A 22,042-nucleotide genomic window follows, 5' to 3' on the forward strand; every position below is an offset into this window, starting at 1 on the left:
GGGGCGACTCCTGCGGGATGAAGCGGGAGCTTGAGATCCACTTGCGACAGCAAGTTAGCTCAAGCCCCGCCCCGCGGAAAGCGTCCCCCTGCAATGGAAATCAACACGCCATTTTAATCGGTATTCACCCGTAACATTCAAAATCCAAGCAGCATTCGTCCATGGTTTCCAGCCTCTAAAACAAGGGAACACCCGTATAATCTCAAAAAACACATTCCTCAGCCGGCTTATTCTTGACACTACTGTCGAAAACGTAAAGAATAGAAAAAGAAAGGGTAAACTAATTCTTCCACAGGAACTTTTAACTGCAACACCCCACCCACTAAATTAACACCAAAATCACTTAACCCGTAAAGAGAAAATGGCTCTCTTAAAACCGGCTAAAGCTCACATCAAAGGAGGCGGCAGAATGTATGCGTGGATGCTAAAAAGAACAAAAATATTTATGGTCTTATTCGTACTATCCATCATTGTAGGTATCATGGTTTTTATTCAGCTTCCACAAAGGGAAATTCCTGAAACACAAATCAATATCGGAACAGTATCAACCGTTTATCCCGGTGCTACACCACAAACTGTGGAGCGTACAGTCACCAATCCTATCGAACGGAATTTAACAGCTGTGGAAGGTATTGAAGAAGTCTCCTCCTCATCAGCTGCAGGCTTTTCATCTGTTATTGTGACGATAGAAGAAGGAGCTGACACGCAGGAAGTATTTTCTTCCATCAGACAGCAGGTTTCAGATGCGGCAGCCTCTTTTCCAGAAGAAGTCCTCACTCCTTCAATTGATGAAGCAGGAGGAAGTTTTCCGATTGTTTCTTATATGCTGACAAGCGAAAACCGGGATGCTTTTACGGACCTTGAGCCTTTAATGGAAGATTGGGATGAAGAGATCTCTTCAGTTCCAGGGGTTTCAGACGTTACCGTAAAAGGGATAATGCCTGACGAAATCATTCTATCCATCGATTCTGAAGAACTTGGCGAGAATGGTCTTGCTTTTCCGGATGTACTTGACGCCGTTCAAAATGAATTCAACCCCGTGCCTCTTGGCAAACAGGAATCTGAGGGCACCGTTTATCAGCTTGCGATTGAATCCTATGATTCCGTAGAAGACATGGAAGCTGTGGTTGTGGGGCAATCTCCGGATGGAGATGCCGTAACGATCGGGGATATCGGCTCTGTTGAGCTTTCTCCTGTTGACACAGAAGATCTTATTACATTTGACGGAACTCCGGCAGTCTCATTTACTGCATATCTTGATGAAGGTCAGGATATTCCAAGCGTGGATGAAGCCGTAACTGCCAAAATGGCAGAACTGGAGGATAGCTTGCCGGCAGATATTGAGCTTGTTCCTTATTATTCACAAGCAAATCTTGTTAATACGATATTTGATGGCTTGTTTTTATCGCTTGCTATTGCTGTTTTAGCTGTTATCGTTACAAGCTCCCTTGGATTGACTGTAGGAGGAGCGATTGTTGTTGCGTTAGCTGTTCCCCTATCAGTGTTAATAGGTATTATTCCCCTTCCGTTTGCCGGGGTCGACTTAAACCAGATCTCTGTTATTGGAGTGATTATCGCTCTTGGAATTCTTGTCGATGATTCCATTGTGGTCAACGACAATATCCAGCGGCGATTTAAGAATGGAGATCAAGCTCTGGCAGGTGTGATAACAGGTGTTAAAGAGGTCTGGGTATCTATTGTGACCTCTTCCCTTGCTATTGTCTTTACCTTTTTACCGCTAGTCTTCCTGTCAGGAGGAAACGGTGCTTTTATCCGGGCGCTGCCGACTGTTCTCATTACAACCATTATCGCTTCTACAATTGTCGCGCTTGTTTTTGTACCAATGATGCGGTATAGCTTTTACCGGACATCAAAGAAAAAAATCTCGAATTCACCGGGGCTCCTTGGAAAACCTTTAAATTGGATTTCTGATTTTTACGCGGATAAAGTGCTTGTGAATACAGCAAAAAAGCCGTTTCTCACAGCTTTTATCGGACTAATTCTCACAACAGCTCTATTTGGGCTCGTGGTTCTTACTCCATTCGAATTTTTCCCGGACGCCGATCGTGAAGAGGTCACGATTGATGTTACTTTGCCAATTGGAACCCCTCTTGAAGAAACATTGAACACGATGCAGGAAATAGAAGAAACACTTTATCAGGATGATGGTGTAACGGAAATTTCAATTTTTGCCGGTACAGGTCTTCCAAATTTATTTAATAGCTCACTGGATACAACCGGAGATTATACTGGACAGCTGGCGGTACGGGTAGACCGGGAAAACCAGACAGCACAAGGTTTAATTGATGAGTGGACTGATGACTTAAGAAGCAGCTATCCGGATGCGATTATTTTTATGGAAACGATTCAGCAGGGACCTCCGGCTGGTGCTCCTGTGACCGTTACAGTGAAAGGGCCTGAGCTAGATGATTTACTTTCCCTCCGAGATACGGTCATGGAGGAAATCAATGAATTAGGTGTCGATTTAGTCATTGATAATATCGGAGCAGAAGAGCCTACTCTCTCTTATGTGCCAGATCGTGATGCGTTAAATGAATTTGGCATTACCATTCAGGACATCAGTCAGCAGATTCGACTTGTGACTGAAGGCATACCGATGGACAGCTTTGATGATGGAGTAACAGAACGGGAAATGAGAGTAGTGGTTGATCGTGTGGAGGCTGGCAGTGAGATCGATTTGAGTACAATTCAGCTTCCTGTTCAGCAGCAGGGCCCTCCTGAAGGACCTCCTTCTTTCGTTTCACTTGATGAATTAGTAACTGTTGAGGAAACCGAGCAGCTTCAGCGCATTCCACATGAAGATGGTGAACGTGCGGTAACCATCCGTGCCTTCCCTGGCGATGTTGAAAGCCTTGATTCTAAGGTGGAAGAAATCGTTGAGTCTGTTAGGGGTACAATGGATAATAATGAGTATAGCCTGGTAATTGGAGGCGAGAACGAAGCTCAGGACGACTTTTTCTCTGAGATTGTTATTTTATTTACAATCGTGGTTTTCCTGGTTTATGTGCTCATTGCTTTCCAATTCAATTCTCTTTCTCTGCCGCTGCTAGTTCTGGTTGCTGTCTACCTGGCTATAGCAGGAGCAATACTTGGGCTATTTGTTACACAGACTCCAATCAGCTTCCTTGCAGTCATGGGGATGGTTTCCCTTACAGGTATTGTTGTTAGAAATTCAGTTGTCCTAATTGACTTTATTGAACAGGGACTCAGCAATGGCATGAATGTTAAAGAAGCGGTTATTGAGTCAGGGCGAGTAAGGATTCGCCCAATACTGCTGACAGCTATTACGTCAATTGTTGCGTTAATTCCAGTTGCAGTAAGCGGCGATGCTTTATTTACCCCTCTCGCCATTACAATTATTTCTGGAATTTCATTTTCAACCCTGCTGACCCTGGTCATTGTACCAATGCTTTACCTAGTCTTTTTAAGATTCAGAAGAAGAGGAAAAGAGCTAAGGAAATCAGGGCAGTACCAGTAAAGAAATTAGTTTTACTAACAAAAAGGAGAAGCCCGCGGGCTTCTCCTTTTTGTATGCAATAACGGTATTTACTAAATTATTCACTTCCAGGTGCAGCAGCCTCAGATTCTTTACCATCTATTGAAACAGAAGTAATATGGTAGCTTGCACCAGGATCATCGATCGTAATACTTTTACGTTCATAGTAGCTGACACTGCTCACCTGTTCTTTTGTCCCATCTTCCAGCTCTTTATAAGTTCTGTAGCCTACGATCTCAGCATCCCGGACTGCATGCCAGGAAAGCTGTTTCCCTGTAATTTCAACATGAGATGGCGGGTAAGGGATATACTCGATCTCTTCTGCCTCTTCTTCAACAAGCTCAGTATAGACTACCAGACGGTCTGGATATTGTCCGGTCTCACGATTAAAAGAGCCTGTGCAGGTAATTAAATTTAGTCCTTTTGAGCTTGAGGGGCCGAATATTTCTTTGATTGGCGCCCCATCAGTAGGATATGATTCCAATGCCTTAACAGAAAAGGTAAGAGCTTCACCATCCTCAGCAGTTACAATTATTTCATCACCAGGCTCGAGGCTGCGCAGTTCAAAAAATATTGCTGGTCCATCATAGCTGTCAACATGCCCGGCAAGCACTGCATTTCCCACGTCCCCCGGTTTTATTCCCGGCTTAAACCAACCAACTTCATCGACGTTTTCCGGAACCTCCATTGCACCATCATCTAAAATCCCCATCTCAATGATAGGTGCTTCTATGTTAAGAGCGGGAATACTTATGGCAGCAGGTGTAATGGATGCCGTCTCGGGTGTCTGTTCAGCCAGTAATTTTTCAAAGCGTTCACGGTCCCGTTCAAGGATTGGAAATTCTTCCTTCGAATCCCCTGCCTTTTGATTTTCAACTGAACCAAGCATTTCATCTCCTTCAGCATCAGGAGAAGGCAGGGCATCAGCTTCGACCGTTTCTTCTGAATTAATTGAAGCTTCCGGCTCTCCCCAATTTTCAGCTGCAACAATTGCGCCGTAACCTATAATAAAAACGATTAAGCCGGTTAACATTGATAACAGAATTGTCTTCTTCAACACCTCTCACCTCACGATCTCCTGTTTTCAATAATCATCTAGAAAGCTAACGCAGAATGTTCTTGTTTAGATCAGTATAATGAATAATTCGTGAAGAAAAAAGAAACAGGCTGCTCTGAACTCTCTATGTGATCAACTGTACTTCAGAAGCTTCCTTTGCCAGCCAGAATGATTTATACTTATTTCACCTACATAAAAAGGAGTGGGATTCATGAGTGACCAAAAAAAAGTAAGCTTGCAGGATCTTGTTAAACAGCAGCTTGCCAATAAGAAAAAAAATTCTCAAAGCAATTCTTCTGTTCAAGGAGCGGGAAACGAAAAGAAGATGAGAAGCCAGCAGCATAAAAAAGTAGCCAACACCCGCAGAAAAGCTGGAGGCTCTTAATTTATTAAGAAGTTTACTAGTAACCGTATAACTGCAAAAAACACACAGCCTAATTTCAGGCTGTGTGTCTTTTTATCTCTTCCTTCTTTTTTCAAGTGCCGGCTTAGGGGCAGTGTGGCCGCCTCTGTAGCGCTGCTGTCTTTTTTTGTTTTTTTCAATCTTATCTTCTTTTTTTTCTTTCGCACTCATGGAGTTTCTTTTTGATTCGTTTCCTTTATCGTGCCGGTCATATTCAGCGGCATTAACTTCTACTTCTTTACGTGGAATTTCGTATTGAATGCCCTGCTCAATATTCCGCATTAGCTCTTTGTCCTTTGGTGCTGCCAGGGTAAAAGCAACTCCTGCCTCCCCTGCTCTTCCTGTACGTCCAATACGGTGAATGTAGCTTTCCGTATCCTCAGGTACATCATAGTTAAAGACATGTGTGATTCCTTCAATATCGATCCCTCTCGAAGCAACATCCGTCGCTACAAGCAGCTGCAGCTTGGCGGTTTTAAACTGTTTCATTACTGTTTCTCTTTTAGATTGAGAAAGATCCCCATGCAGTTCTCCGACAAGATACCCGCGGGATTTCAAGTCTCCATATAAATTGCTGACTCTCCTGATCGTACGGCAAAAGATGATGCCTAAAAATGGCCGTGTCTCATCTATAGTTGTACATAAAGCGCCAAGCTTCTCACGGTCACTTACCTCAATTGCATAATGCTCTATTTCCTCCACCAAATTTGAATCGTCCCGAATGTGGATCGTTTCCGGACTGGTCATATAGCGCTTAGCCAATTTTCGAATGTCTTTTGATAAAGTAGCTGAAAATAAACCCATCTGCCGATCCGTGCCGGTTTCTTCAATAATGTCTTCTACATCTTCAAGAAAGCCAAAATGGAGCATTTGGTCTGCTTCATCGATGACTAGCATGGAAACCGTTGAAAGATTAATGGTTTCTCTTCGGAGATGATCCAGCAGTCTTCCTGGTGTAGCTACGGCTACGTGTACACCCCGTTTGAGGGCTTTCATTTGCCTATCCATATCCTGCCCGCCATAGATCGAAAGTACTGACGAAGCCACCGCGTCATCCTGCAATTTTTTGCATTCCTCTGTTATTTGAATAGCAAGCTCCCGGGTCGGTGCAAGAATTAGTGCCTGCAATTCATTTTTTTCAACGTTTATTTTTTGAAGCAGGGGCGTTAAATAAGCAATCGTTTTTCCTGTCCCTGTTTTAGCTTGTGCTAATACGTCTCTTCCTTCGAGCAGGAGCGGTATCGTTCTTTCCTGTACAGGTGTAGGGGTCAAAATCATTTGCTTTTCTAATTTACTGCTTAATTCTTCAGATATCCCAAGGGATAAAAATTCCTTCACTTGATTCACCTCTTCTGTTTAGTATACCTTATTTTCCCGCTAAAAAGCGTTTAGTTAGCGCTTATGGTTTTTAAGATCATCTGCTATACTGATGTGAGCAGCTTAGACACAAAGGAGATCACTATGAATATTATGATTACCGGTGCGACAGGATTTGTCGGCACAAAGTTAGTTCATTCTCTACTGGAGGAAGGACATACGATTTACCCGCTTGTCCGAAGTGCGCAAAAAAAAGATCAAATTATGTCATCCATATCAAAAGAGCAGCAGAGCCGGGTTCATCCTGTTATTGGGGATATAACACAGCAAATGCTTGGAATTGATCCGGATGTTCAAAACAAGCTTGAAGGAAAGATTAATATCCTCTATCATACTGCAGCCTTTTTGTCGTTTGACCCTGCAGATCGGGAGAAAACGTTTTTTGTGAATGTGCAAGGAACACAACATGCGCTGGATTTAGCAAAAAGCATAGATATTCCTGCTTTCTATCATATCAGCACTGCCTATACACTTGGGATGCAGGATTTTGGAAAAGAAGAATTGCATTCGCTTGATCGTTCATTTGTTAATGATTACGAAGAAAGCAAAAGCCATGCGGAACACCTGGTTTGGCAGGAGCGTGAAAAGCTGAAGATCAGCATTTTCAGACCGGCTATTATTGTGGGTGATTCCAACACAGGAGAAGCAGATACAACATTTGCTTTATACGGGCTCTTAAAAGCCATTATGCTGCTAAAGAAGCTCATCATAAGAGGAAGAATCGATTCGGATCGCAGCATTCGCCTTCTTTGTAATGGAGAAGCTTCCAATAATGTAGTGCCTGTTAATTATGTAGTAGATGTTTTGACGGCAGCTGCACTTTATGCAAATCCGGGAATGATTTATCATATCGCCAATAATCATGCCCCAAAAAATGATCAGGTTATGGAATGGATCATTGACATTAGCGGTGTGCATCAGCTTTCACTTACAAATAACTCTGCTGATTTAACCCCTGAGGACGCAGTGATTAACGAGCCAATGAGCGTCTTCCACTCTTATCTTTCCCGGACAGTCACCTTTGATGATACAAACACGAAAGAACTGATCAATCAATCCGGAAAACCAGCACTTCAGCTTTCTAATGAAAAATACCAGCGGCTGATTAAAACATTTTTTCAGTCCTAATCGTGATGACGAACTCGTTTTTTCGGGTTCGTCTTTTTTTTTTCAAAAAATTTTTCGACATGTAAAAATCGGAATATTTCGACTTACTAATGGTAATTTTTAGAGAATGCAAACGATTTATTAGTCCAATCTACTGACTTAAAGCTAAAATCTGACTGGAAATTCACGTGCAATAAATTGCACGTTTTAATTACCTTTCTTCTTATTTAAAGTAAACGAAGCATTTAGTCACACGCAATTTCCTTATTTTACTATTTACTTAAGGTTTAAATATGTGTATATTGTTCAATATTCAGATAATTCAAATAAAAAGGAGTGATTTGGTAATGCAGGCATTAATTGATGGGGCTAATAATTTTTTATGGACCTACGTTGTAATTGGCGGCCTTTTAGGAGCCGGTCTGTTTTTCACAATTATTACCCGTTTTGTACAATTTCGTTATTTGAAAGAAATGATTAGAGTTTTAGGCGACAAATCAGTTGTCGTTGATGGGATGAAAGGAATCAGCTCTTTTAAATCTTTTTCTATTGGTGCAGCAACAAGGATTGGGACAGGAAATTTAGCAGGGGTTGCCGTTGCGATTGTCGTAGGGGGACCTGGAGCTGTATTTTGGATGTGGGTTGTGGCAATTCTGGGGGGTGCGACAAGCTTTATCGAGAGTACACTCGCGCAGATCTATAAAATACGTGATGGATCGGCTTATCGTGGAGGACCGGCGTATTATATAGAAAAAGGACTAAACAAAAGATGGCTTGGCATCATCTTTGCCGTGTTAATCGCCTTCACTTTTGGCCTGATCTTTAATTCTGTTCAAAGTAATACAATTTCTCTGGCTTTTGAAAGTGCATTTGGTATCGACCGTCTGATTGTCGGCGGAATTGTAACCGTATTAACTGGACTGATTATCTTTGGCGGCGTACACCGCATTGCTAACTTCTCAAGTGTCATCGTGCCAGTCATGGCTGTTCTTTATGTAGCAATTGCTTTGGTGGTTATCGTCATGAACTTCTCTCAAATCCCTGCTGTCTTCAGCACAATTATCAGCAGTGCATTTGGTTTTGAACAGGCTCTTGGCGGCGGTATCGGTGCTGCAATTATGCAAGGTGTGCGGCGTGGGTTGTTCTCCAATGAAGCCGGTATGGGTAGTGCGCCAAATGCTGCTGCGACAGCAAACGTAAGCCACCCTGCCAAACAGGGGTTCATTCAGACGCTTGGTGTATATGTTGATACGCTGATTGTTTGTTCTGCAACAGCCTTTATCATACTTGTAAACACCGATTACCAGGCATCCGGGCTTGAAGGAATTCAGCTTCTTCAAAGCTCATTAAGCATTCAAATTGGGGACTGGGCAGGGATCTTTGTAGCAGCTGCTATCTTCATGTTTGCTTTTAGCTCGATTATCGGAAGTTACTATTATGGCGAAACGAATATCGAATTTATTAAGAAAAGCAAAGTCGCTGTAAATGTATATCGTTTACTGACAATGGCGCTTGTTATGTTCGGGTCTTATGCAGGACTTGGTCTTGTTTGGGCTCTTGCTGATGTATTTATGGCACTGATGACCGTTATCAACCTTATAGGAATCCTTCTATTAACGAAGATTGCTGTAACAGCTTTAAAAGATTACGAGTCACAGCGCAGGAATGGTCTTGACCCTACCTTCAGCCCTGGAAAGCTAGGCATCAAAAATACAGAGTGCTGGGATGATATCCGCAAGGAGCATAATAAAGTTTCATAATAAACTAAATCCCCCATATGACTGCTTTCAAGCAGGCCATACGGGGGATTTTTTTAGATAGAGCAGGACCCATCAGAGCAGTCTTTATCCTTCTCATTATTTTCGCCTACATGAATCAATCCGGAACCATTTTCTTCTTCCCAAACCTTCTCCAGCACTTCTAAAAACACATCAGGAGATTGAGCGCCTGATACAGCATACTTGCCGCCAAACACGAAGAATGGCACACCTGTTACTCCTATTTTAGAAGCTTCATTAATATCCTTTTCCACCTGATCATTATGCTCTCTTGATGAGAGAACACGGACAGCTTCGTCTTTATTGAGTCCCGCTTCCTCCGCCAGCTGAGCGAGCGTATCATGGCTTCCAATATGTTTGCCTTCAAGGAAATAGGCTTTTAGCAGACGTTCAGTCAATTCCTGCATTTTTCCCTGCGTTGAAGCGTAATGTGTGAGACGATGTGCATCACGTGTATTTGTACGCTTCATTTTGTCAAAATCATAATCAAGCCCAACTTCTTTTGCCTGTGCTGCGACACCTCTTGTCATTTCCTTCGCCTTATCCAAACTCATCTGGTATTTTTCTGCAAGGGTCTCGTACATATCCTTCACAGCATCCATTGGAGCATTTGGATCTAATTCGAAGCTTTTGTAGATCACTTCAACCTGATCGCTATGCTTAAACCGATCAAGAGCCTGTTCAAATTTTCTTTTTCCAATGTAGCAAAACGGGCAAACATAGTCTGACCAAATGTGTACTTTCATCATCATCTCTCCCGGCTTTTTATTGTCATTACTACCATATAAGCATAGATTGTTGAGAATCCCCAAGAACTTGCTCATAATCACATGACAAAATAAAGCTGCTGCACCTGAAAGGCTGCAGCAGCTTTAAATTTAACTTAATTTGGATTATTCTTCATACAAGTCTGTAACTGCTCCTTTAGATGAAGAAGACACAAGGCGCGAATATTTTGACAGCATGCCTTTAGTGTATTTAGGTGCCGGTTTTATCCATGCTTTTGCCCGCTGTTCAAGCTCAGACTCTGATATGTTAAAGTTAATTTCCTGGGAATCACTGTCTATCGTAATCGTGTCCCCTTCTTTAAGAAGGCCAATTGGACCTCCAACATGAGCCTCAGGTGAAACATGCCCAATAACAAAGCCGTGAGAGCCTCCGGAGAAACGGCCATCTGTCATTAAGGCAACCTTGCCTCCAAGCCCGCGTCCGACAATCATGGCTGTTATGGAGAGCATCTCTGGCATTCCCGGTCCGCCTTTTGGACCAACATGGCGAATGACCAGTACATCTCCTTCTTTAATCTTGTTTTCTTCAATTGCCTTAGCCGCGTCATCTTCACTGTCAAAGACTCGTGCCGGCCCTTCGAAACGGCTGATTTTCTGGCCTGACATTTTTGCTACGGCTCCATCTGGTGCAAGATTCCCTTTTAACACTACAAGTGGACCTGTTTTCTTAAACGGCTCATTAAACGGTCTGATAATATCCTGTCCTTCTTTTAAAGGAGAAGCAAGCTCCAGGTTTTCAGCAACTGTTTTTCCTGTAACAGTCAGACAGTCCCCGTGAAGAATCCCTTGTTCCAGAAGCAGCTTCATAACAGCCGGCACCCCTCCAACCTCGTAAAGGTCCTGCATAACGTATTTACCGCTTGGCTTTAGATCAGCAAGATGAGGAACTTTTTCACGTACGCGTTCGAAATCATCCAATGTTAAATCAACCTCAGCAGAATGAGCCATCGCGAGTAAATGAAGAATAGCATTCGTAGACCCTCCGAGTGCCATAACGACTGTAATGGCATTCTCAAAAGCCTCTTTTGTCATAATATCTCTTGGATAAATCTCCTTTTCTAGCAAGGAAACAACAAGCTCCCCGGCCTGACGGCACTCTGATTCCTTGTATTCATTTATAGCAGGGGTTGATGAAGAGCCCGGAATACTCATGCCCAGCGCTTCAACTGCTGCTGCCATCGTGTTGGCTGTGTACATTCCTCCGCACGCTCCTGCGCCTGGACACGCATTACATTCCACTTTGTACAGCTGTTCATCGTCGATAAGGCCTTCCTGATACTGCCCTACCGCTTCAAAGGATGAAACGATATCGATATCTTTTCCATCGAGCTTACCAGGCTGTATTGTACCGCCGTAAACGTAAACTGACGGAATATTCATCCGTGCAATTGCCATAACACAAGCAGGCGTTGTTTTATCACAGCCGCCAATTGCTACGACACCGTCCAGACGTTCTGCATTGGCTACCGTTTCAATGGAATCGGCAATTACTTCTCTGCTTGGAAGAGAATAAAACATTCCTTCATGACCCATTGAGATCCCATCAGAGACTGTAATCGTGTTGAAAATCATCGGGGCGCCTCCGCCATCCTTCGCTCCTGCCTTTGCCTGAACGGCTAATTGATCAATATGTATATTACACGGGGTTACTTCACTCCAGGTACTGGCAATGCCGATCATCGGTTTTTTAAAATCCTCATCCTTAAATCCTACAGCTCTGAGCATGGAGCGGTTTGGAACCCGGTTTACCCCTTCACTGATTACCTTGCTTCGAATACGCATATCCTTTTTTACCATTATATACATCCTTTCTTCAATGCAATTTCGTCAGACGATCAGAAAAATCGTGACTTTGTATGTCATATCATACTAACTTGTGACATGAATCGCAATAGAATTCAGAATATATTAATATTTCCGCTAATTAAAGCGGTTTCATCAGTATTTGATGACATGTTGTTCCCGCTTTGAAGCATGAGCTTTATCTGCCCTTTTTCTAATAAATCCCTCACAAATTCCTTTGAATACACATATAAAGTAAGTAGGTTACGAGATTGTAAAAGGCAGTATTTTTAATGGAGGAATTAGGTTGAAAAGCAGGAATCGGATCGTGGTTTCAAGTCTTATGGATACTTTCATTATTTTACTAGCTGTTATTAGCAGTGTTATGTTCCTGGTCGGCCATCCAATGGATTATTTTTTTGAGTCAATCTACTTATTCGTCATTTATTCTTCAACATTTATTGGTGCCTTTCTTTATTTTAATGTCTACAGAAATTTTTGGCGTTTTGTCAGTCACCATGAGTTTTATCTTATTTTTCAAGCAGCGGTAATTTCTTTTATCATTTGCTTTGGTTCCCAACTTGCTCTTAGCCTGCTTACTGGTTATTCTCTGCCCTTTTTAGTTTTCCTGCTTAGCTGGGTTTTTATAGTATTTGGCGTCTCCTTTATCCGAATATGCTTTCGTGTGCATTACAGCATGAAGCAAACTGGAAATAAAAGCGGAAAACGGACGCTGATCGTTGGAGCGGGAAATGCAGGGCGTCTTGTGCTAAACGAACTGAGAAAATCCTCTACCTCCCCGCTTTATCCAATTGCCTTTGTTGATGATGCTCCGGATAAGCATCATGCAGAGATCTACGGCATCCCGGTTGCGGGCTCAATAGATGAAATTCATCATATTATCAAAAAGCTTAAAATCGAGGTTGTGATTATCGCCATTCCTTCTGCATCCGGACAGGAAATATCCTCGATCGTTTCAATGTGCAAAAATCATAAAATAGACGTTAAAATTCTACCGAAAATTAATGATATTATTAACGGTCGAGTTACAACAACCTTACGCGAGGTAAAGGTGGAGGATCTGCTGGGGAGAGAACCGATCGAACTTGATTTAGAGCTTATTGCAAGCTATTTAAAGGGAAAAACCGTACTTGTAAGCGGCGCAGGCGGATCCATTGGGTCTGAGCTTTGCAGACAGATTGCTCAGTTTCACCCCGAACAGCTTGTTCTTTTGGGGCACGGTGAAAACAGTATTTATTTAATCGAAAGAGAATTAAGAAGTAAATTCCCATCACAAAACATTTATCCCGCCATTGGTAATATCCAGGATCGCAAACGGATCCAAAGTGTTTTCAACGATTACAAGCCTCATGTGGTCTTTCACGCTGCAGCACACAAGCATGTACCGCTAATGGAATATAATCCGACTGAGGCAATTAAAAATAATGTATTTGGCACAAGGATTATGGCTGAATGCGCTCATGAAAGCGGGGCTGAAAAATTTGTTCTCGTTTCAACTGATAAAGCCGTAAATCCTACAAGCATTATGGGCGTAACGAAAAGGATTGCAGAGCTTTATATTCAGCACATCAATTCTTATAGCCCGACCAATTACGCAGCCGTTCGTTTCGGCAATGTTTTAGGGAGCAGAGGAAGTGTCATACCGCTTTTTAAGCAGCAGATTTTAAATGGAGGCCCTCTAACAATTACACATCCTGATATGACCCGTTATTTTATGACGATTCCCGAAGCGGTTCAATTAGTCATCCAGGCAGGCGGTCTGTCTGTAGGCGGTGAAACCTTTGTCCTCGATATGGGCGAGCCGGTGAAAATAAGTGATCTGGCAAAAAATCTGATTACCCTTTCAGGTCTTGTTCCGGACAAGGACATTAAGATTCAATACACCGGAATGCGTCCAGGGGAAAAATTATATGAGGAACTGCTGTCAGCAGAGGAAGGTAACAGCTCATCAAAGCATGAATTAATCTTTATCGCTCAGCAAGTAGATATTCATGCGTATAATATGCCGGAGAGAATTAAAAAATTGGAGGATTGTCTAAACAACGATTTCAATCAGGGAAAATCAGTTATTAAGTCGCTCCTAAAAGAAATCATCCCTTCCTATCAGTTGACTGACCATGAATAGTCATAGCTTCAGCAGCATGTATAAAAAAGAGCCTCCAGCCGTCTGATTAATGAATGAACCCCGTTCATTAATCAGACAGCTGAGGCTTAACTTTTTTTCTTTATGACTTGAAGCAGGCTGTTAACATGCTTTACATCTTCCCCAGTATAATCTTTTTCTTCTTTTAGCCCCCCTACTCCATTAGCCACCCCTACAATCTGTGTAGGGTTTTGGATCCGGTCTGCTACAATATCTCCTTCATTTCCAATAACCCCTCCTGCAACCAGACGGGTACGGCCATTCAGCTTTTTCTCACCCTGGATGGCAGAATAAAACTCCTGAATATAAGGAACTAAGAACAGCACCGAGTGTGGAAATGCAGCCCTGACATCAAGCCGGTAGCTAATAATCTTTCGCTCTCCCGCTTTTAAAATAAATTGTGGAGTAAAGTTATTAATCCCCCCATCCAATGCTAAGGCGCCCTCTTTTAAAAACCGTGAAAACTCAGGAGGAATAACATGTGATGATGAAGTAAAGGAAATTAAACAATCCAGCTGCACCTCAGGCTCAGCGCTCAGATTCACCCAATTGATTTTATTATTTGTAAACTTTGGAAGAAGGTAATTCAACACTTTTATAATTTCCTTCGTTTTCTCCTCATTTCTTGAGTTTAAAAAAACACAGCCCCCCCGCTCAGCAAGCCTTAAAGCGAGCTTCGAGCCCAGGTTGCCTGCCCCATAAATCAAAATGTTCTTCCCTTCAATGTCATCCTTAAAATAATGGCGAAGGAATAGATCTGCTGCTTCAAGCGTCGTATCATTCGGTTTGTATGAAACAATTCGCGCTTTACGAATTGTTTGTCTGGCAATTTCCATTAGCTTAATATCTTTTTTAGATTCAATATCCACAAAAACATAGTGAACCTGATGATCAAGCAGAGAAAAAACTTCTTTCGCGTTTTCAGGGCTGATAACAAGAAAATTAATGGCTTCATAGCCTAAAGCAGATCTTCTAGGAAGAACGGCAAATGACAGCGAATCCCTAGCGGTTGTACCGACAGTAGCAATCCGGTAGTCAAATGGGCACGTAAAGCTTTCAATTTCATTGTGTATTTTCTTCTTAATATCCACAGGATCACCTTTCTTTCCTAAGGTGCAGGGAGCGGTCACTAGTCCTGATAAAGTCTGGAGGAAAAGGGGGAAAAGTAGAGGGATTTGAATGCAGATTACGTTAGATGATTTCCTGCAGAATCGCGCTAATTACTTTGTTTTGCTGATGAGGAGATAAATTTGAGCCGGAAGGAAGACAAAGTCCCTGATTAAACAATTCATCTGATACGCTGCCGTCCTCTTCATGAGGAAAATAATTGCAGTGCAAATACAGCGGCTGCCGGTGCATCGGCTTCCATACTCGCCTTGCCTCAATATTCTTTGACTCAAGCTTTTCAATTATTTCTTCCGGCGAAACAGCAATGATGGCCGGATCAAGCTTTAGGGCAGTAAGCCATCTTGTCATTCTTCCAAAAGGAGCTTCCTCCATAAAGTGAATTCCCCGTAATCCGCTAAAACCTTCTTCATAGCGTTTAAAGACTTTTCTTCTGGCTTCCACCCTGTCATCAAGCACAAGCAGCTGACCGCGTCCAATTCCGGCCAGTACATTGCTTAAACGGTAATTGTAGCCGATTTCACTATGCTGATAATATTTCGTACTGTCCTTTGCCTGGGTTGACCAGAAACGTATTTTTCTGAGGGCGTCCAGATCGTCTGACACTACCATCCCTCCGTTTGAGGTGGTGATAATTTTATTTCCGTTAAAGGAAAAAATGCCGAATCTGCCAAATGAACCACTGGCTTTCCCCTTATACATAGCTCCAAGTGATTCAGCAGCATCCTCCACAATTGGAACATTATACTGATCACACAGCTTTGTAATTTCATCATAGTCTGCGCTTTGGCCATATAAATTCACGACAACTACTGCTTTTGGCATTGCACTGTTTTTTTGGGCTGCTTCAAATGCACGCTTGAGTGCCTGGGGACTCATATTCCAGCTTATTGGCTCTGAATCAATAAATACAGGTTCAGCTCCAAGATAAACGATGGGGTTAGCGCTTGCTACAAAAGTAAAGGTTGAACAAAAAACGATGTCCCCCACACCTACTTCGAGTGCTCTGAGAGCTAAATGAATGGCAGCTGTTCCCGATGTAAGTGCAACAGCTCCCGCAGTACCTGTGTAGGAGGCTACTTCTTCTTCAAACTTTGTAATATGAGGTCCTACCGGGGCCACCCAGTTTGTATCGAAGGCTTCAGCGATAAAAAGCTGCTCTGCTGAACCCATGTGCGGGGAAGAAAGATAAATCCTTTCACTTTTATGCGCCATCTTTATTCACATCACTTTCCTCCGTTGTATTGGACCACAAAGAATGTAGTGGAGTGGAAGCAGGCTTTTTTTAAAGCAGCTTACTTAATTGTTCTTCAATTCCTGCTTCTTTTATCACGTTGGTCCAATTAAGTGAATGAATCAGCTTTTCATTTAGGGGCTGAGGCTCGCTTTTGTCCAGCTGACGATCAAGATTATCCAGCGCTTCATTAACCGTTATGAAGGACAATCCGTGCTTTTTCTTAAAGTGTTGGACCCACAAGTAATCTGTTGAAATGATCTTTAAATTCATCGCCAGGTATTCAAGCAATTTGGTTGATGTTTGCAGGTTATACGGATATTTATTAGGCATATAATTAATGCCGTAAACAGCCTGAGATGCATATTTCGGAACGTCTTCATAGGGAATACTTCCGGTAAATGTGATATTGCTGACGTCCTTAAATTCAAGAAAAAGATCATCCTGAACAGCTCCGATCATGAGCAGGGACCGCTTTTCCTTCTGCTTCTTAAAATGCTGAAGCAGGCGATTAATGCCTCGTGATTTTGTTATGGCTCCAACATAAACACAGTCGTAGGATTTAACCGTATCCTGATAACGAAAAAAAAGATCATCTACTCCCATATCACGCTGAAGTGAAACGATCCCATCTGAAAAATTCATTCCCTTTTGGACAAATTCATTTAAAAAAATTCTTAAAGCAGGCTTAGTATTGATGCTTCTTTTTATCCTATTTTTCATATCAGGAAATATGCCTGTAGATAAAGAAGCGTATTCATGGATTTGCGGGATGGATTTATTTTTATAAATGATGCCCGGAAAGCTCCAGATCGCATCCCATTCTGTGGGGATAAAGACGTCTGCTTCATCCGAATCAACCAGTTTAAACCCCAGGCCTTTATTATTAAAATACCGAATAGACGCGTCAATTTGAGGCAAATAAGCTTTTGGAGACCTCATCATTATTATTCTTTTCATACTTAATCCTCCCAGCTTATAAGAATGGCTCCTCTTTCTCACGAAAACGAACGAATTTTGCTGGTGAGCCGTAAGCCACTATACAATCCCCAAAGTCCTTCGTTACAGTAGCTCCTGCTCCAATAACTGTGTGATCACCGATCGTCACCCCATGAAGAACACGCGCTCCCAGGGCAATAGCGGAATTTCCTCCGACAATGACGTTCCCCCCCAAATGTGTGCCCGGTCCTACGCTTGAAAAGTCTCCCATCATGCAATCATGAGCAACAGAACCCAGTGTATTTACGATACAATGCCTGCCGAGTATGACATCGCTGTTCACTATGCCTCCTGCCATTACGACGGATCCTTCCCCAATTTGACAACGCGGACTGATGTAGGCTGTCGGATGAATGATGGTGACGAAGTTGAAATCAGGATCAAATTTTTTAATCTCTTCAGCTACTTTTCTTCTCGTCCAGTTCTCTCCTATTGCAATTACCCCGCCATCAACCGGGTCCTTGATGCTTTTAATGGAGGATGTATCGCCTAGAACCGGATACCCTTGAAAGCGTGAAAATCGATTCGGACTGTCATCAATCATTCCCAGTACACGAAAATGCGGCAGATGCTCAATGATATCCACTATCACTTTCGCATGACCGCCGCAGCCAAATATAATAAGGTTTTTCACCAAGTCATCCGCCGCCCTTCAGCAATTTTTATTAAAATTTATTCCTCAAGGTCTTCAAGCAATTCGTTATAAACAGCTTCCATTTCTTGAAGAATGATTGGCAAAGCGTAGTGCTGGTTTACTTTTTTTCTTCCCTGCTTTCCGAAACGTTTTGCAATTGCGGGGAATTTAAGCAATATGCTGCAATACTCACTCAGTCTAGATGGGGATTTAACCGGGATTAAAAAGCCGTTATGACCATTCACAACTAAATCCCTGATCCCTCTTATGTCCGTTGCGATGACAGGCACTTCCATTGCCATCATTTCCATTAACGATCGCGGAAGCCCTTCGCGCAGAGAAACAAGCAGACCAATATCTGTGATGCTTAGAATAGACGGGATATCACGGACAAAGCCGAGACATTTAACTTCATTTTCAAGACCTCTCTCTTTAATTTCCTTTTCAAGCTCCTCCTTCTTATCTCCTTTTCCGATCAGAAGAAAAACAAAATCAGAACGTGATTTTTTCAGCTTTTCACAGGCCTCAATCACATCTATTTGACGTTTGTTTTCATTAAGCTCAGCAATATGAGTAATGACTTTTTTATCCGGCAGTATACCTAGCTGCTGTTTGAGAAAGGCTTTCTCTCCCGGCGTCGTCTTTTTTGGAAAAAAAATATCCGTATCAACTCCAACACCATGTACATGGCTGATAGATGTGTTTTTAAACAACTCCTTTGCTGCTTTTAAATCATCTGTATTGGTTACAACCAGCTTTGACGTTTTATAGCTCGCTATTTTTTCAACCAGCTTGAAAATAGCGTTTTTTATAAAGCCTTCCTGCTCATTAAAATGAAAGCCATGTGCCGTGTAAATCGTGATATGCTGTTTCAATGCTGCCATTCTGGTTAAAAAAGAAGCAATCGGCGTATGCAGATGAAGGATCGAATAATTCTTGCTCACGCTCCTTATTTTAAAAAAAGCCTTGATATTGCCCGGGTGAAAGAGAGACCGGCTGAACGGCACATGGTGAAGGCAGACACCTAACGCCTTTAGCTGATCAATCGATCCGTCATCCATATTTGCTGCAACCCCCACTGCAAATCCTCTATCAAGGAAATAGCGGATATGCGGAAGTAAAAATGCTTCTGCTGTTCGGGAAATGGTGGTCACAAATAAGATTCTTCTCTTCACGTGGAACCAGCTCTCCTATTGAATCCAAGCTTTTTGAAGAAAATCAGCGGTAATAATAGTGCCATAGCCGCCAGCCTGTAACGATAGATTGACCCGATATTTGGCAAGCTGAAGGAAACAGCAATAAAAATTGAAAATGCATAAAGAAAAATCATTTTTCCGTTGTGGTTAGCGAAAATGTCTTCACGGTTTTTCCAAATATAATAATAAAGAACGTACCAGCAAAGCATTTCAAAGGCTGACATGATATAAATTGCCTGGCTAAACGAAAACCATTGCCACGGAAATGGTGCGAAAATGGAAAACGGCAGCTGAACCAGCCAGCGGACTTCAGCTGGAAAAAGTGTAACAAGATGGATTCCTGAGCCGCCATCCAGAGCAATTTCATTAATTCGCTGAACGCCTGATTCAGACGTGGAACTTCCCAAGGTCTGAACAACGATGTCTCCTGCAGTTGTAATACTGAAGACCGCTACAGCTGCAAGAATTAAAAAGACGTTACGAAGAAAGCTGCTTCTTCCTCTAAAAAACTGAATAGCAAGGTAGATCACGATCGGAAGCGAAATGGCGAGCAGAAACTGAGGCCTCATGTAGCTGATCATGACGATCCCGCTTAGACCAATCAGTAAATCACTAACCTGAATCTTTTTCCTGCTAAGCGCCAGAACAAAAAAGCCTGCCAGAACCATTCCTACCACCACAAAAGCATCCTTTAAAAGAGAAATGGACCAGAAGATAGCGCTTGGGAACAGGCTCCATAATAACGCGGCAGCAGTTCCTGCCTTCTCGCCTCCTACCCGTGCACCCAGCTCATACAGAAGGGGAACAATAATAACTGAAACCCCGAGATTAATAAGCTGCGGGATATTCATATCAATTCCAAAGAGGTTATAAAGATACGCGACAAAAATGGTGTAGTTTAAATTCCCTTGCAAAGCCTCCGTCCAGGAATGAGTTGCCAACGCTTTAACCGCATCGCCGTGATACGCAAGTGCATCTATATCACCCGGGAAAAATCCGTCCAGTCCTGACTGATAAGAGTAAAGCTTTAACAGAATAAAGAGGACTATCCGGACTGAAACAGCTAAAAAGATAATTTTCAGAATAAATGATGGATGTTTAAAAAAAGCAGAAAATGCGATGGCAATTAGAGTGGATACTAAAACGATTAAAAAATACATTCCTCCTGTGGGACCGATAAATGCCACGAGCGCCCCGCTGAATACAGCTAAGCCAATGATAAACGTAAGCCATTGCACCCGATCGGTCATAAAACTTAGTTTTGGCATTTAATCACCTACCAATCTTTGGTGGACATAATGACGATATAGATTCATACGCCCATTTTAAACAGGCGCTGAATACTGTATTAGCTGGAGGTTGCACCAGCTGTTAATGGTCCGTTTTTTTCCATCTGGCTTTAATTTTGTCCAGAAGCGGAAAGCTTTGACCTTTTAGAAGCAGCAAAAAGTTAATTTTCCTTGATGATAAAATTAAAAAGATGCTGTAACTGCTTAAATATAGGACGATTTGAAGCAGGAAATGAATTTGTGTTTGTTCTATTCCGATTAAAAGGCTGACCATGACGACAAATGGAAGCAGAACAATCGTAAAGTGCCGCAGGTATTCCTTCCAATTCAGTTCCATATCCCGAAAACAAACAAACATTAACAAAAGAGGATAAACCATATAGGATATAGCAGTACCAAGAGCTACTCCATTGATGAAAAATCCGTTTTGTATCATGAACAGATTTAAAATTAAATTAATCAAAATGCCACAGCACAATACTTTAAAGTAACTCCATTCCTTGTGAACGACGGTCAGATAATGGGCGTAAAGCATTGCCCATAGGAAAAAAAACAAACCAACGATAACGATCCTTGCTGCCGTTGTACCGGATACAAATTCCGGCATTAAAAGCTCGACAAACCATGGAAATCCAAAGAATGCAATCCCTAATAAAACCGGGCTGGCATAAGACAGCAAAATGGTCGGTTGAAGAATAATTGGCATCAGGGCTTTCTTATCACCCGTTAACCCGTAATGGTAATTGATTTTAGGATACATGACCTGGTGGAATACAGCCGGAAGCACCATGATTCCCTGATAAATAAAAGCGATCATTCCATAATGCCCGACCGATTCAGAATCATAAAACGTAAAGACGAGCAGCCGGTCCATTGTAGTAAATAGACTGAGCAGCAGTCCAATCAATGTGATTCGGAATCCGTAGGCGAGCATTTTTTTCAGCAGTTTCTTATCAATCTTCATTGCCGGTTTTTGTTTCAGTTTTATCCTGCTGTATACTAGAGCAGCTAAGCTTCCAATGAACACCCCTAAAAACAGCCCGTAAATCCCAAAGAGTAAAGCGCATAACGCCATAATGACATATTGGACAGAACCGATGATCAACTGGATCACAGCCACTTTTGAGAACTGCTGACTCGTTAAATAATAGTGGTTATAAAACAGGACAAGGTTTTGAATCGGGACAAGAAGCATGGCGATAATGCCTAGAGCCGTTTCGGTATATGTTAAAGGAAGGACAAGTAAAACAAGTACACCAAGAATGGAGCCTCCTGACGAGAGGAACATCCATGTGTAAACGGTGCTTCTTATTTTGATTGCCTGACCTGTGTTGCCCTGCCCCAAAACACGGGGTACATCTCTGCTGAATCCTTCCAAAATCCCAAACTGCAAATAATAGCCATATACTAAAAACAGTGAATAGATCAGCCACAATCCGTATTCTTCAGGACCCAGAATATTTCGTATCCAAATTCCCGTAATAAAACTAATGGCTGCTGAACACGCTGAAACAATAAATAGGCTTGATGGATTTTCTCTACCAGGCATTACGCTACAAACTCCTTACCAGGCATTTTCAATTTTTCCTACT

Annotated in this window: 16 protein-coding genes; 5 read left to right on the forward strand and 11 right to left on the reverse strand. The window is 42.3% G+C overall.

Annotation, left to right across the window (positions count from 1 at the left end; translation table 11 throughout):
- Positions 1-409: 409 nt before the first annotated feature.
- Positions 410-3,499 (forward strand): efflux RND transporter permease subunit, encoded by a 3,090-nt coding sequence (locus tag C4B60_RS11070; protein WP_104058075.1) that lies wholly within the window; start codon positions 410-412, stop codon positions 3,497-3,499.
- Positions 3,500-3,575: 76 nt separating this feature from the next.
- Here C4B60_RS11070 and C4B60_RS11075 read toward each other — a convergent pair whose 3' ends face one another.
- Positions 3,576-4,574, reverse strand: a complete 999-nt coding sequence (locus tag C4B60_RS11075; RefSeq protein ID WP_104058076.1) for a class F sortase — start codon at positions 4,572-4,574, stop codon at positions 3,576-3,578.
- A gap of 211 nt (positions 4,575-4,785) precedes the next feature.
- Between C4B60_RS11075 and C4B60_RS21465 the strand changes: the two genes are divergently transcribed.
- Complete coding sequence (locus tag C4B60_RS21465; protein ID WP_167578640.1) at positions 4,786-4,959, forward strand: hypothetical protein; 174 nt, start codon at positions 4,786-4,788, stop codon at positions 4,957-4,959.
- A gap of 72 nt (positions 4,960-5,031) precedes the next feature.
- Here C4B60_RS21465 and C4B60_RS11080 read toward each other — a convergent pair whose 3' ends face one another.
- Positions 5,032-6,315: a DEAD/DEAH box helicase gene (locus C4B60_RS11080; protein ID WP_245153948.1), complete on the reverse strand. Its 1,284-nt coding sequence runs from the start codon at positions 6,313-6,315 to the stop codon at positions 5,032-5,034.
- 123 nt (positions 6,316-6,438) lie between these two features.
- Between C4B60_RS11080 and C4B60_RS11085 the strand changes: the two genes are divergently transcribed.
- A complete protein-coding gene (locus tag C4B60_RS11085) occupies positions 6,439-7,482 on the forward strand; it encodes an SDR family oxidoreductase (protein WP_167578641.1) in 1,044 nt (347 codons plus the stop codon).
- 326 nt (positions 7,483-7,808) lie between these two features.
- On the forward strand, positions 7,809-9,221 hold the full coding sequence (locus tag C4B60_RS11090; protein ID WP_104058078.1) for an alanine/glycine:cation symporter family protein: 1,413 nt from the start codon (positions 7,809-7,811) through the stop codon (positions 9,219-9,221).
- A 53-nt stretch (positions 9,222-9,274) separates the two neighbouring features.
- On the opposite strand, the gene C4B60_RS11095 is transcribed toward C4B60_RS11090, so the two are convergent.
- A complete protein-coding gene (locus C4B60_RS11095) occupies positions 9,275-9,985 on the reverse strand; it encodes a DsbA family oxidoreductase (protein WP_104058079.1) in 711 nt (236 codons plus the stop codon).
- Positions 9,986-10,132: 147 nt separating this feature from the next.
- On the reverse strand, positions 10,133-11,824 hold the full coding sequence (gene ilvD / locus C4B60_RS11100; protein WP_245153949.1) for a dihydroxy-acid dehydratase: 1,692 nt from the start codon (positions 11,822-11,824) through the stop codon (positions 10,133-10,135).
- Positions 11,825-12,116: 292 nt separating this feature from the next.
- On the opposite strand from ilvD, the gene C4B60_RS11105 reads away from it, so the two are divergent.
- Positions 12,117-13,955 (forward strand): polysaccharide biosynthesis protein, encoded by a 1,839-nt coding sequence (locus tag C4B60_RS11105; protein ID WP_209020084.1) that lies wholly within the window; start codon positions 12,117-12,119, stop codon positions 13,953-13,955.
- Positions 13,956-14,041: 86 nt separating this feature from the next.
- Here C4B60_RS11105 and C4B60_RS11110 read toward each other — a convergent pair whose 3' ends face one another.
- The 7 genes from C4B60_RS11110 to C4B60_RS11140 form a co-directional block, all read right to left on the reverse strand.
- The gene (locus C4B60_RS11110) at positions 14,042-15,064 is read right to left on the reverse strand and encodes a Rossmann-fold NAD(P)-binding domain-containing protein (RefSeq protein WP_104058080.1); all 1,023 of its coding nucleotides are present in this window, start codon (positions 15,062-15,064) and stop codon (positions 14,042-14,044) included.
- 100 nt (positions 15,065-15,164) lie between these two features.
- Positions 15,165-16,313, reverse strand: a complete 1,149-nt coding sequence (locus C4B60_RS11115) for a DegT/DnrJ/EryC1/StrS family aminotransferase (RefSeq protein ID WP_104058081.1) — start codon at positions 16,311-16,313, stop codon at positions 15,165-15,167.
- Positions 16,314-16,383: 70 nt separating this feature from the next.
- Entirely contained in the window at positions 16,384-17,292 is a 909-nt protein-coding gene (locus tag C4B60_RS11120; RefSeq protein WP_104058082.1) for a glycosyltransferase, read from the reverse strand.
- 16 nt (positions 17,293-17,308) lie between these two features.
- Positions 17,309-17,965 carry an acetyltransferase gene (locus C4B60_RS11125; RefSeq protein ID WP_167578642.1) on the reverse strand — a complete coding sequence of 219 codons (657 nt, stop codon included), beginning with the start codon at positions 17,963-17,965 and terminating at the stop codon, positions 17,309-17,311.
- 38 nt (positions 17,966-18,003) lie between these two features.
- Positions 18,004-19,140 (reverse strand): glycosyltransferase family 4 protein, encoded by a 1,137-nt coding sequence (locus tag C4B60_RS11130; RefSeq protein WP_104058084.1) that lies wholly within the window; start codon positions 19,138-19,140, stop codon positions 18,004-18,006.
- Positions 19,137-20,429, reverse strand: coding sequence for a hypothetical protein (locus C4B60_RS11135; RefSeq protein ID WP_104058085.1), 1,293 nt, complete (start codon positions 20,427-20,429; stop codon positions 19,137-19,139). Before C4B60_RS11135 ends, C4B60_RS11130 begins: the two co-directional genes overlap by 4 nt.
- A 103-nt stretch (positions 20,430-20,532) precedes the next feature.
- A complete protein-coding gene (locus tag C4B60_RS11140; RefSeq protein WP_104058086.1) occupies positions 20,533-21,999 on the reverse strand; it encodes an oligosaccharide flippase family protein in 1,467 nt (488 codons plus the stop codon).
- Between the last annotated feature and the right edge of the window lie 43 nt (positions 22,000-22,042).

The sequence above is a fragment of the Jeotgalibacillus proteolyticus genome, from assembly GCF_002926065.1.
GTDB classification, from domain to species: domain Bacteria; phylum Bacillota; class Bacilli; order Bacillales; family Jeotgalibacillaceae; genus Jeotgalibacillus; species Jeotgalibacillus proteolyticus.